The sequence below is a fragment of the Agrobacterium sp. CNPSo 2736 genome (genome assembly GCF_004005385.1).
GTDB lineage: Bacteria > Pseudomonadota > Alphaproteobacteria > Rhizobiales > Rhizobiaceae > Agrobacterium > Agrobacterium leguminum.
On the sequence record NZ_RZTX01000017.1, the window covers coordinates 41,838 to 54,419 of the forward strand.

General features: G+C 60.1%; 13 protein-coding genes. 1 reads left to right on the forward strand and 12 read right to left on the reverse strand.

Annotated elements, in window-relative coordinates; all coding sequences use genetic code 11:
- Positions 1–176: 176 nt before the first annotated feature.
- The 5 genes from EM858_RS22235 to rpsD form a co-directional block, all read right to left on the reverse strand.
- Complete coding sequence (locus EM858_RS22235; RefSeq protein WP_127757989.1) at positions 177–1,001, reverse strand: inositol monophosphatase family protein; 825 nt, start codon at positions 999–1,001, stop codon at positions 177–179.
- Between the two features lie 29 nt (positions 1,002–1,030).
- The gene (locus EM858_RS22240) at positions 1,031–1,858 is read right to left on the reverse strand and encodes an inositol monophosphatase family protein (RefSeq protein ID WP_127757990.1); all 828 of its coding nucleotides are present in this window, start codon (positions 1,856–1,858) and stop codon (positions 1,031–1,033) included.
- Positions 1,859–1,874: 16 nt separating this feature from the next.
- Entirely contained in the window at positions 1,875–2,816 is a 942-nt protein-coding gene (gene ttcA / locus EM858_RS22245; protein WP_164865528.1) for a tRNA 2-thiocytidine(32) synthetase TtcA, read from the reverse strand.
- A gap of 61 nt (positions 2,817–2,877) precedes the next feature.
- Positions 2,878–3,807, reverse strand: a complete 930-nt coding sequence (locus EM858_RS22250; RefSeq protein ID WP_127757991.1) for a glutaminase — start codon at positions 3,805–3,807, stop codon at positions 2,878–2,880.
- A 69-nt stretch (positions 3,808–3,876) separates the two neighbouring features.
- Positions 3,877–4,494, reverse strand: coding sequence for a 30S ribosomal protein S4 (gene rpsD / locus EM858_RS22255; protein ID WP_003520423.1), 618 nt, complete (start codon positions 4,492–4,494; stop codon positions 3,877–3,879).
- A 451-nt stretch (positions 4,495–4,945) separates the two neighbouring features.
- Between rpsD and EM858_RS22260 the strand changes: the two genes are divergently transcribed.
- A complete protein-coding gene (locus EM858_RS22260; protein WP_127757992.1) occupies positions 4,946–5,929 on the forward strand; it encodes a TerC family protein in 984 nt (327 codons plus the stop codon).
- A gap of 234 nt (positions 5,930–6,163) precedes the next feature.
- Here EM858_RS22260 and EM858_RS22265 read toward each other — a convergent pair whose 3' ends face one another.
- The 7 genes from EM858_RS22265 to EM858_RS22300 all read right to left on the reverse strand — a co-directional run bounded on the left by EM858_RS22265 (position 6,164) and on the right by EM858_RS22300 (position 12,480).
- On the reverse strand, positions 6,164–7,705 hold the full coding sequence (locus tag EM858_RS22265; protein WP_127757993.1) for an ATP-binding protein: 1,542 nt from the start codon (positions 7,703–7,705) through the stop codon (positions 6,164–6,166).
- A 99-nt stretch (positions 7,706–7,804) separates the two neighbouring features.
- A complete protein-coding gene (locus tag EM858_RS22270) occupies positions 7,805–8,692 on the reverse strand; it encodes an EamA family transporter (protein WP_127757994.1) in 888 nt (295 codons plus the stop codon).
- 51 nt (positions 8,693–8,743) lie between these two features.
- The gene (locus tag EM858_RS22275) at positions 8,744–9,382 is read right to left on the reverse strand and encodes a LysE family translocator (RefSeq protein WP_127757995.1); all 639 of its coding nucleotides are present in this window, start codon (positions 9,380–9,382) and stop codon (positions 8,744–8,746) included.
- A gap of 168 nt (positions 9,383–9,550) precedes the next feature.
- The gene (locus EM858_RS22280) at positions 9,551–9,790 is read right to left on the reverse strand and encodes a hypothetical protein (protein WP_127757996.1); all 240 of its coding nucleotides are present in this window, start codon (positions 9,788–9,790) and stop codon (positions 9,551–9,553) included.
- A 379-nt stretch (positions 9,791–10,169) separates the two neighbouring features.
- Entirely contained in the window at positions 10,170–10,991 is an 822-nt protein-coding gene (murI, locus tag EM858_RS22290; RefSeq protein ID WP_127757997.1) for a glutamate racemase, read from the reverse strand.
- A complete protein-coding gene (locus EM858_RS22295; protein WP_080816712.1) occupies positions 10,975–11,808 on the reverse strand; it encodes an RNA methyltransferase in 834 nt (277 codons plus the stop codon). The genes murI and EM858_RS22295 overlap by 17 nt, the downstream gene beginning before the upstream one ends.
- Before the next feature lie 138 nt (positions 11,809–11,946).
- Positions 11,947–12,480 (reverse strand): hypothetical protein, encoded by a 534-nt coding sequence (locus EM858_RS22300; protein WP_003520412.1) that lies wholly within the window; start codon positions 12,478–12,480, stop codon positions 11,947–11,949.
- Positions 12,481–12,582: the final 102 nt, after the last annotated feature.

Below are 12,582 nucleotides of genomic sequence, written 5' to 3' on the forward strand. Positions count from 1 at the left end.
CAAGTCTGCTTTCACACTCAACGTCATCCTTGGGCTTGTCCCAAGGATCTAATCACGTCAACAAAATCGGGACGTTGCAGATGCTCGGGACAGGCCTGAGCATGACGGAGGAGAGATTTCAGGACGTTGCAGGCAGGCTTGTGAAGGCAAGAAGCTGAAATTCGCGTGAGCGCACCTCACACCGTAAAAATCTTCTCCCGCAGCAGTTCCCACGTCTCCTGATCCGGCGCGAGCAGCAGCCCGCCATCCACATGGTTCGGCAGATAGGGCGAGCCGTCGAGGCGTGCCGCATAGGCGCCCGCCTCCTGCGACAGCAACGTGCCGGCCAGATGGTCCCAGGGCATTAGCTTGTTATACATCAGGAAATGCATGTGGCCGCCGCAGAACAGGCGATATTCATGCGCCGCGCAGCGATAGCTGGTGAAGAGCCGCACATCGGCGAGGTTCGTCAGGATCTTGCGCCGTGTCTCCACGTCGAAATAGCCCGTATTGGCGATGCCGACCATCTGCGACAATTCCGGGGCCGGCACGACCGACATCTCGGTCTGCGAACCGTCGGCGCTGCAAAGCCACGCGCCGGAACCCTTTTCGGCAATCGCCCAGTCATTGCCCATCGGATCGAAGATCAGGCCGGCAACGGTCTCGCCCCTGGAGATGACGCTCATCATCACGCCGAAGAGCGGCAGGCCGGAAGCAAAATTATAGGTGCCGTCGATGGGATCGACCACCACGGCGAGATCGGCATCGGCAAGCTTGCCGAGCAGCGAGGCATCCGCCGCCACCGCCTCTTCGCCGATGAACAGTGCATCCGGCATGATTTCCTGCACACGCGCACGGATCAGCCGTTCGGCGGCCTCGTCGGCCTCGGTGACGAGGTCGATCGCCTCGGTCTTCATCCGCACATCGCCTTCGCCCAGATTGCGGAACCGCGGCAGGATTTCCACTGCCGCCGCCTCCTGAAGCGTATTGGCAAGAGAGGCGATGTCGAGTTCGAGAGCCATGGGCGATATCCTTCTTTCTGAGCGTGATCTTATAAGGCGACGATTTCCCGTCGCAGCATCTTCCAGCTTTCCTTGTCGGGAGCAGACAGAATGCCGCCCTCCGTTTGCCCCGGCCGATAGGGCGTATTGTCGAAACGGGCCGTGTAACCGCCCGCCTCCTGATGAATGAGCACGCCGGCGAGATGATCCCACGGCATCAGCTTTTCATGGCCGATGAAATGCAGCTTGCCGGCCGAGGCGAGCCAATATTCATGTGCCGAGCAGTTGAGCGACAGCGCCATCTTGATCTTGGCCATATTGGCGGCAATCACCGGCCGGCGATCCTGATGGCTGTGGCCCCAGGAAAAGATGCCGACCATGTCGGACAATGGCGCGGGATCGGCAACCCTGAGCTTCGCCTGCGAACCGTTCCTGCGGTTGAGAAACGCACCCTCGCCTTTCAGGGCAACGATGGTATCGCCCATCACCGGATCGTGGATGAAGCCCGCCACAGTCTCGCCCTTGACGGTGACCGCAAGCAATGTGCCGAAAGCGGGGAAGCCGGAAGCGTAATTGAAAGTACCGTCGATGGGGTCAATCACGAAGGCAAGCGGCGCATCGGCAAGTGCGGGAATGACGGATTGGTCCGCCTCATAGGCTTCTTCGCCGACGATATGGGCCTTAGGAAATCGCTGGAGGAGAGCGGCGGTGATCGCCTTTTCCGCCAGAACATCGGCCTCGGTGACCAGATCGACGGCGGAGGTCTTTTCGGAGATCGCACCGGCGCTCAGGTTTCGGAAGCGGGGAAGAATTTCATTCGCGCCGGCAGCGGCAACGGTGGAAACGAGGAAGTCGATATCTTTGTCGGAAAGGGTCATCGGGCGGGGCACTTCTTCATAAAAGGGAGTTAGCCTCCCTACGCTCTTCAGGTGACGCCCCGGTGACAGAAAGCGCCGAGAAATCAAAAAGCTTGGGATCAAGCAGATGCGATGGATTGACATGGGCAAGCGCCCTCAGCATCACGTCCTTGCGGCCGGGCATACGCCGTTCGATGTCGGCCAGCATCTCCTTCATGGCATTGCGCTGAAGCCCGTCCTGCGATCCGCAGAGGTCGCAGGGAATGATCGGGAATTCCATCGCCGCCGCGAATTTCGCCATATCGTCTTCGGCGCAATAGGCAAGCGGGCGCATGACCATCAGGTCGCCCTCGTCATTCAAAAGCTTGGCCGGCATTCCGGCCAGCCGGCCGCCGTGGAAGAAGTTCATGAAGAAGGTTTCGAGAATATCCTCGCGATGATGGCCGAGCAGCAGCGCGTCGCAACCCTCCTCCCGCGCGATGCGGTAGAGATTGCCGCGCCGGAGCCGCGAACAGAGCGAACAGTAAGTGCCGCCGGAAGGCACCTTTTCCTTCACCACGGAATAGGTATCGCGATATTCGATGCGATGGGCGACACCGATCTTCGCCAGATACTCCGGCAGCACGTGTTTGGGAAAATTCGGCTGGCCCTGATCCAGATTGCAGGCAACCAGTTCCACCGGTAAAAGCCCGCGCCATTTGAGATCGAGCAGCAGCGCCAGAAGACCATAGCTGTCCTTGCCGCCGGAAAGGCCAACCAGCCAGCGCTTTTGGCCGTTCAGCATGCCGAAATCTTCAAACGCCTGGCGCACATTGCGCAGCAGCCGCTTGCGCAGCTTGTTGAACGAGACAGACCGCGGCGCGTTGTCGAACAGGGGATGCGAGCTGCCGTTTTCCTCGGACGCGTCCTGATCCGCCCCGATCGGTGCGGCCCCGGCCTGATCTACAAAGTCATCGATCTTGGTGAGAATGTTCATCATCCGCTCGCTCCGGCACGACTGCCGTTCTTCATGCAGGCAATGCCCCCATCCGCCTGCAATATCAAGCCCCGAATACCGACCAGCCGGTTTTCGTCGCCAGCAATTCCAGCGCCTGTGACCCGAGCGCCGAATTACCCACCTTGTTGAGACCCGGCGACCAGACCGCAATCGACGCATTGCCCGGGGCCACCGCCATGATGCCGCCGCCGACGCCGCTCTTGCCCGGCAGGCCGACATGATAGGCGAAATCGCCCGATCCGTCATAATGGCCACAGGTCAGCATCAGCGCATTGATGCGTCGCGCCCGCCGGTCCGAGACGACCGTGTGGCCCGTCAGCGGATTGCGGCCGCGATTGGCGAGGAAGAGGCCAGCGCGGGATAGCTGGGCACAGGTCATGGAAAGCGCGCACTGATGGAAATAAACGCCGAGCGTATGTTCCACGGGATGATGCAGATTGCCGAAGGAACGCATGAAATTGGCAAGCGCGAAATTGCGGAAGCCCGTCGCCTGCTCGGATTTTGCCACCGTGTCGTCAATGCTGATCGTGTCATCGTCCGCGAGATAACGCACGAAGCGCAGAAGCTCGCCGATGGCCTCGCGCGGCTGGTGGCCGGAAAGAACGATATCGGTCACCACGATCGCGCCGGCGTTCACGAAGGGATTGCGCGGGATGCCGTGCTCATGTTCCAGCTGGACGATGGAGTTGAAGGAAGAGCCTGAAGGTTCGCGTCCCACCCGGTTCCACACCGTCTCGCCGGCCTTGCCGAGCGCCAGCGTCAGCATGAAGACCTTGGAGATACTCTGGATCGAAAACGGTACAAGCGCATTGCCAGCCGTATAGGTGGTTCCATCGACGGTGGTGATGGCGATGCCGAACTGGTTGGGATCGACCTTGGCAAGTTCGGGAATGTAATCCGCAACCTTCCCCTCACCCAGTCTTGGCAGCATGCTGTCATAGATGGAATCGACGATCGCCTGAATATCCTGCATGCAAAGCCTTCCCCGGCAAACAAAAAAGCCGCCCCGAGGGGCGGCTTTCTCAATACTGAAACGCGTCGATTAACGCGAGTAGAATTCGACGACCAGATGCGGTTCCATGACGACCGGGTACGGAACGTCGGAGAGAGCCGGAACGCGGGCGTAGGTCGCAACCATCTTGTTGTGGTCGACTTCGATGTAGTCCGGAACGTCACGCTCAGCGAGCTGAACGGCTTCCAGAACGGTTACGAGCTGCTTGGACTTCTGGCGAACTTCGATAACGTCGCCCGGCTTGCAGCGGTAGGAACCGATGTTGACGCGAACGCCGTTAACCGTGACGTGGCCATGGTTGATGAACTGACGCGATGCGAAAACGGTCGGAACGAACTTGGCGCGGTAGACGATGGCGTCCAGACGCGACTCGAGCAGGCCGATCAGGTTTTCGGAGGTGTCACCCTTGCGACGGTTTGCTTCGTCGAAGGTGGCGCGGAACTGCTTTTCGCGCAGTTCGCCGTAATAGCCCTTGAGCTTCTGCTTGGCGCGCAGCTGCGTGCCGAAGTCGCTCATCTTGCCCTTGCGGCGCTGGCCGTGCTGGCCCGGGCCGTATTCGCGGCGGTTAACCGGGGACTTCGGACGACCCCAGATGTTTTCGCCCATACGGCGGTCAATTTTGTACTTAGCCGATTCGCGCTTGCTCATCGTATTTCCTTCTCAAAAGGTTATGCCGGTCTGTTGCCAAACCGGTTCAAGGAAACACGCCCTCCTCTGAAGCCCGTTTCAGGGCCTCTGACAGGCTTCTCACATGCAAATGGAGAAACCACGGGACATGTCGGTGATATTGACCGCCGAACGTCAGCCTTTAAACTGCAAGGCAGTCAACAAAACACACCGGACATCACTGCCCGGCGTTGGGGCGGCTTCTAAACACGTTTTACAAATTTGTCAAACAACGCCTGCCGCTTTTTTCTCGATGCTGCCCTTGAAAAGCCTGAGCGCCCACCCATCTCTCCATCGTGATCAGAACTCGGGCCCCTCTGGCGTGTTACCGGACAACACGTGATGTCGAGTTTCTTTAGGTTGGGGCCCACGTATATTCTTCACGCACGTTCCCCATCCGCAAAGCCAACCTCGTCCGGCTAAAGGTTGACTGATGGAATTTCTCCTCAACGATTTTCTCGGCACCCCCACATGGATGTGGGCTGTCTTCATTTCTCTCGTACTTGGCCTGCTCGCGCTCGATCTCGGCGTGCTGCACAAGAACTCCAAGGAAATCGGCGTTCGTGAAAGCCTGCTGATGTCGGGCTTTTATATCGCCATCGGCTTGGCCTTCGGCGGCTGGATCTGGTATCAGTCCGGCCAGCAGTCGGCGATGGAATATGTCACCGGCTTCGTGGTCGAAAAAAGCCTGGCGATGGACAATATCTTCATCATCGCCATGATCTTCTCCTATTTCGCCATTCCCCGCCAATATCAGCACCGCGTGCTGCTCTGGGGCATCCTCGGCGTCATCGTCCTGCGCGGCATCATGATCGCCGGCGGCGCGGCCATCGTCGAAAACTTCCACTGGGTACTTTATCTCTTCGCGGCCTTCCTCGTCTTCACCGGCCTCAAGATGCTGTTCTCGTCCGACCATGATGAATCGGATATCGGCAATAACCGCATCCTGAAGTTCCTGCGCAGTCACCTTCCGGTGACAAACAGGCTGCATGGCGAGAAATTCTTCGTCAAGGAAACCGATGAGGCCACCGGCAAACTCAAGACCTTCGTGACGCCGCTCTTCCTGGCGCTCATCATGGTTGAAATCGCCGACCTGATCTTCGCGGTCGATTCGATCCCGGCAATCTTCGCGATCACCACCGATCCGTTTATCGTCTACACCTCGAACATCTTCGCGATCCTTGGCCTGCGCGCCCTCTATTTTGCGCTGGCCGCCCTGATCCACCGCTTCGCTTATCTGAAATATGCGCTGGCTGCGGTTCTGGTCTTCGTCGGCTCGAAAATCTTCGTCGCCGATATGCTCGGCATCGCCAAGATCCCGCCCGCCGTCTCACTCGGCGTCACCGTCGCCATCCTCGCAACCGGTATCGTCGGTTCACTGATTGCGACGCGTAAGGAAGCAAAGGCCATCGAATAAGGCCTTGATCGAGGAGGCGGAAACGCCTCCTCAGCCTCTTTCAGAATTCCGCTGACGAATGAGGTTACCACCGCCACATAATATACACGCCGTCACCCCGGACCTGATCCGGGGTCCAGCGCGTTCAAGTCCTTGATCGCAATAGACTCGTCTCACGGCGCAGACGCGCCGTGGCTGGATGCCGGATCAAGTCCGGCATGACGGGAGGTATGCCAAACAAGCAGCCTGCCAACCTCACTCGGCCGCAAGCCTTGCGTCATCCTCCGCAGCATCCGCGTCACCCGGCGCGGTTTTCGCGTCGAGATCGGGAAACGCCACGATGCGCTTGCCGGAGAAATCGGCATGCACCACCACAAGCTCCTTCTCCTCGAAATAACCGAGAAGCCGGCGGGCACGGCGGGCGGAATGGGTGCCATAGGCGCGGGCGATGCGGGCATCCGACGGACAAGGCTCCTCACCGAGAGCGGCTTTGACGAGCAGCAGGAAGACCCCCTGCAGATCATCGGAAACCGACATCGACAGCTCCAGCGCCTTCTCCCAGCCTTCGCTTGCCGCCATCGTCGCATCCACGCCGGAGCGGGCAATCGCCACCTGTCGGCGGAATTCTGGCAGCGTCATCGGCGTGCCGGGAATACGGCGCATGCGGGCGCGCACCAGAAAATCCTGATAAAGCACGGCATCAGTCCGATAGGCCGATTGCGGATCGTCGAGAATTTCGACGAGAACCGTCGCGATTTTCTCCTCGCGCTCCTCCGGCGTCATCTCCGGCTGGCCGCTTCGCGGCTGCTCGGGTGAAGGACCGACGGCGGCGGGCGTGGAACGGGAAAGTTCGGCCAGAATATCCGTGGTCGGGCGTGGTGCTGGCGGCGTGCGGCGCACGGCAGGCCGTGTAAACTCTTCCGGATCCGGCGTGAAAATCAGGTCTTCGACATCTGGCAGGGCATCCGGTAGGGGCATCAGCTTCGGCGAAGAGGAACGCGCCGAGGTTTCCACCGGGCCGATGACGATGGGCAGCGGCCGGCGCGAGAGCGCCGGGCCGAGCGCCACGAAATTGCCGCGCTGCAAATCGCGGAACATTTCCGCCTGCCGCCGGTCCATACCGAGCAGGTCGGCCGCACGCGCCATGTCGATATCGAGGAAGGTGCGGCCCATCAGGAAGTTCGAGGCTTCCGCCGCCACGTTCTTGGCGAGCTTGGCAAGACGCTGCGTGGCGATGACGCCGGCCAGCCCGCGTTTACGCCCACGGCACATGAGATTGGTCATGGCGCCGAGCGACGCCTTGCGCGCATCTTCCGTCACCTCGCCGCCGACGGAGGGCGCAAACATCTGCGCCTCATCCACCACGACAAGCACCGGATACCAGAATTCACGATCCGCATCGAACATGCCGTTGAGGAAGGCGGCGGCGGCCCGCATCTGCTGTTCGATATCGAGGCCTTCCAGCGTCAGCACGCAGGAAACGCGGTGCTGGCGAATGCGGTTGGCAATGCCGGCAAGCTCCGCCTCGGTGCGTTCGCCATCCACCACCACATGGCCGAACCTGTCGGAAAGCGTGACGAAATCACCCTCGGGATCGATGATGACCTGCTGCACCCATTGCGCCGATTGCTCCAGCAGCCGGCGCAGAAGATGCGACTTGCCGGAACCGGAATTGCCCTGCACCAGCAAACGCGTCGCAAGCAATTCTTCGATATCGAGCTTGGCCTGCTGCCCGCCCGATAGGGTTCCCATGTCGATACCGACCTGCAATGTTCCATTCCTCGTGCTGCATGTCATTCGGCCGATTCTCCTGGCGGCGGCCGAACATGCTCTTTACCAAAAAATCGCCGGTTGCGTCTGCCCCGTACCGGTAATGCACAGGCAATTACGCGGCATCTATGCAGTCCCGGACGAGACTCGCAAAAACGAAAGCCGTCTGCCGAACACATTCAGCATCAGCCCGACGATGACCAATGCTGCACCGACCACTTCGAAGACGGTGATGTGCTCCGCAAAAGCGAGATAGGCGCTGATGAAACCGACAACAGGCACCAGTAGCGAAAACGGCGCAACCGTTCCGGCCGGATACCGCAGAAGCAGGTAACTCCAGATGCCCGCGCCGACAATGGTCGCACCATAGGCCATGTAGATCACCACAAAAGCCATCGTCGGCGTCGCATTGAGCAGGCCTTCCGCAATCGCATCAGGTCCTTCCACCACCAGCGAAAGCAGAATCAACGGCAGAACCGGCACAAGGCTTGTCCACGCCACAAAGGAAACCGCGTTCACCTGGCCGATGCGGCGGTTGACGATGTTGCCGCAGGCCCAGGCAATGGCCGAGCCGACCCCCATCAGCAGCGGTATCAACGCTGCCGCCGTCATGCGCTCCACGCCAATGACCGCGAGCCCGCCAAAAGCGATGATCGCGCCGAGGATCTGTGAGGGCAACGGCCGCTCGCCGAGGAACACCACGGCAAGCGCCAGCGTGAAGAAGGCCTGCGACTGCATGACGAGCGAAGCAAGCCCCGCCGGCAGACCGAGCTTGATGGCCGGGTAAAGCAGGCCGAACTGCACGAAGCCCATCGCCATGCCGTACACGATCATGTGACGCCACGGCACATTGGGTTTCGGCAGGAAGAACACCAGCGGCACGGCCGCAAAAAGATAACGCACTCCGGTCAGAAACAAGGGCGGCATATCGGCGACGCCCACCTTGATCACGACGAAGTTGAAGCCCCACAAAAACACGGTGATCAGGGCAAGAAGAATATGCGGCAACGCCATTTTGTTATGTCCGAATTTCAGGCGACCGACACCCCAGGTGTTCGAGGGGCGTTACGCCGAGACCGCCCTCTTCCAGCCGAAGGCAACGAGACCGGCGCCGATCAGGAGACCGCCGCCCGTGCGGTTGACGATGCGCTGAACCGTCGGTTTGCGGATCGTATTGCGGGCGGCACTTGCCAGAAGTCCATAAAGCGCCGCATTCACCGTGGCAAGCACGAGGAACGTGACTTCGAAAATCAGCACCTGTGGCCAGAAGGGCAATGTCGGCACCAGAAATTGCGGCAGGAAGGCCACGAAAAACACGATGCTTTTCGGGTTCAGCGCGGTGACGATATAGGCATGCAGGAAGATTTTGAGCGGCCTTTCGCGGCCGGTCACGCCAGTCCCTTGCCGGCCCTCGCCGCTGACCGGCGAACGCCACAGCTTGATGCCGAGATAAATGAGGTAAGCCGCACCGATCCATTTAAGCCCGGTGAAAAGTGCCGCCGATGTGGCAAGCAGCGCGCCGAGACCGAGCATGGAAGCCGTCATGGCGGTGAAATCCCCAAGCGCCACGCCCGTCACCGTCGCCGTGCTGGCCTTGCGGCCATGGCCCAGCGCATAAGAAATCACCAGCAGGATCGTCGGTCCCGGAATGGCGAGCATGATGGCGGATGCGGCCACGAAGGCCAGCCAGTTCTCCAGCGGCATGGTGAATCTCCTTTGTCCCTAGTCTCGAGCAAGCCACGGAAAACGCTTCGCATCAAGCCGGATTTTTCGCAGACCGCGCCGCGGCCGCCTGCATTTCGTGGTTTGTCAGCGGGCGTAACTCAACGACGAAGCCTCCCCGACGTTTTTCGCCGGAGAGGCCTTTGCCAATCAAAACCGGGGCGCCCAGTGAGGAACCTCCCAATCCCGCCGCCGCTTCACTCGCGAAGGGTCGAGGCCGATATCGACCAGAAGCCGCTCTGGCAGATCGGCAGGATCGGTCGGCGGCGCGCGCGGCACCAGTGCGGCGATGAGAACCGCCTTCAAGGTTTTCCAGACACCGAATGTGACGAACAAGCGATCGACCGCATCCGGCAGCGCATATGCTACCAATGATTGATTTTTCTGCATGGGAAATCCATCCCGGCGCGGCAAAGCGGCCAGGTCCTTTATCGATGGAAAACGACATGCCGAAAACGGCGGGCGCAGCACTCATGCCACGCGAACGCGAAAATCACATGTCGGACGAAGTGAAAATGCCAAACGGCAGGGAAATCAGGCCATAAGCCTTATCGGAGGGAGATGCCTCGCATCACATAACCGCCGATAATCATGCCGGAAAGGCCTGACATGCCGTTAAGGCGCATATTGATGTCATTGGTCATTCCACGCCTCCATTTATAGCGGTTACAGACAAGATGCATCTTACACAAGAAATCCGACGCGACAAGTGCTCGCAATCTCGAATTGCAAAAGACGGATAAAACAGATGCAAAAATACAACAGGCGCTCAGGCCGCCGAAACGCTGAGACCGAAACCCTGCATCAGCCGCCGGGTGGCGAAATCCGGCTTGCCGGAGGTGAAGACGGCAAAATCGAAACCATCCGGATGCTCCGCATCCTGCGGCAGCGGCACGAGGTGGCGCGCGCGCCGCGCAATCGCCTCGGCGGGGTCGAGCCAATCCACCGGCCATGGCGCCAGCCGGCGGAACAGATTGGCCATGAAGGGATAATGGGTGCAGGCAAGAACGACGATATCCGTGCGTTTTCCCTCGCTGTCGATGAAGCAGGGTTCGATTTCGGCAAGCACAGCCTCATCCGAAACCGGCTCGCCCCTGATCCAGCTTTCCGCCATGCGCGCCAGGTTTTCAGAGCCGACGAGGCGGACATGACATTGGCTGGCGAAGGACTGGATGAGATCGCGCGTATAGGCGCGCTTGACGGTGCCCGGTGTCGCCAGCACGGAAACGAGGCCGGAGCGGGTGCGCTCCGCCGCCGGCTTGATGGCGGGCACAGTGCCAACGAAGGTCATATGCGGAAAGCGGGCGCGAAGATCTGCGCCAGCGAGCGTGAAGGCGGTGTTGCAGGCGATGATGCAGACTTCCGGACTATAGTCGTCCAGCAGCTTGTCGAAGAGCGAGAGAATGCGCGCCTTCAGCGCTTCCTCTTCCCAGCCGCCATAGGGAAAACCCGCATCGTCGGCCACATAGATGAAGCCGCGCTCGGGCATCAGCACCCGCGCCTCGCGCAGCACGGTCAGCCCGCCAATGCCGGAATCGAACACCAGCACCGGTTTCAGCACATCGGCCGCGGCCTCACTCGTCTTCAGCATTCTCCCCTGCTCCCTCGGCCGACGGCCCCGCTGCCCTTCCCGCCTGCTTTGGCCATTGCCGTGGAAAGCGGTCGAGCGAATTGATCACGCCACGGAAAACGCTGATTTCCTGCTCGGAAAACCCGCGTCGCGACAGCACGGCGCGCAGATTGTCGACCATTTTCGGCTTTTTTTCAGCGGGATGAAAATAACCCCGCGCATCCAGCGCTTCCTCGATATGTTCGAACAGGCCGAAAACCTGTTCCTTGGTCGAAGGGCGCTGTTCGACGGACTGGAAAAGCGTCTCTCCCAGATCGTCCATGCCGGATTTCATCCATTCATAGGACATCAAAAGCACGGCCTGTGCGATATTGAGCGAGGCAAAAGCGGGATTGACCGGAAATGTCACGATCTCGTCGGCCAGCGCCACTTCCTCATTGGTCAGCCCCCAGCGCTCCCGCCCGAAGAGGATACCGGTCTTTTCGCCAGCCTTGAATTTTGCCCTGAGCGTATCGGCGGCGGTAACGGGCGCACGCACCGGCTTGAAACCGTAACGCTCGCGCGCGGTCGTGGCATAAACGAAGTTCAGGTCCTTGATCGCTTCTTCCAGCGTCTCGAATACCTTGGTGCCGTCAATGACATGATCGGCCTTGGAAGCGGCAGCACGCGCCTTCTCGCTCGGCCAGCCGTCACGCGGATTGACCAGACGCAATTCGGCCAGGCCGAAATTGGCCATGGCCCGCGCCACCATGCCGATATTTTCGCCGAGCTGCGGTTCGACGAGAATGATCGCCGGGCCTTCCGCCACAAGTTCGAGATCGCTGTTTGTGCCTGCCATCGTCTTTTGTCCGTGTGTTGAAGCGTCGCATCGATTTTCAGCCCGACGCGCTAAAGCGCGCTTCACTGGCACAGATCGGCGCCAAAATCAAAGCCGGTGCGGAGAAAGCCTGGCTCCACCCCGCTGGCAGGACGCCCCTTATTGCTCTCCCTTGATGATCGTCGCCATTTCTTCGCGCAGCGAATCCCTGCCCTCATCGCCAACCCGGTGAATATCGCTGATGACTGGCCGGCCGTCTTCCTCGACGACGTCGAAATGCACTTCGTCAACCGTCGCCTTCATCTCCGCCTCGTCCATGCAGGCCCAGAGCTTGAACTTTGCGGTCACGTCCGTCACGCCGTCCTTCACCGCGCCCGGCGTCACGGAAACATCGGCCAGCGGGCAACCATCCTGCGAGTTTGTCACGACATCGTAACCGAAGGGATCGCCGGTTTCACCGCTTTCGGCCTCGTAAGCCGGTTTCTTGGAGGCTTCGCGATATTGCGCGACGAAATCCTTGCTGAACAGGCTCGTCAGCATGTCCTCGTCGAAGACGTATTTCCAGTTTTCCGCCTCGCCCGACCAGTTCTTGACGGTGATATCCATCACCTTCTGAACGGGATCGGCAGGCCCGGCGGCGAGCGCGCTATGCGAAAAGAGGACGGCGGCAGTCAGAAGCAGAATATTCCGCATGATGTGATCCCGGGATAGGCCCGACAGGCGGGCGAAGCGATTCGCCTGACTGTATTCCGGCATTATGGTTTGGCAATGCGCAAAGCGTTGTTGCGCTGCGCC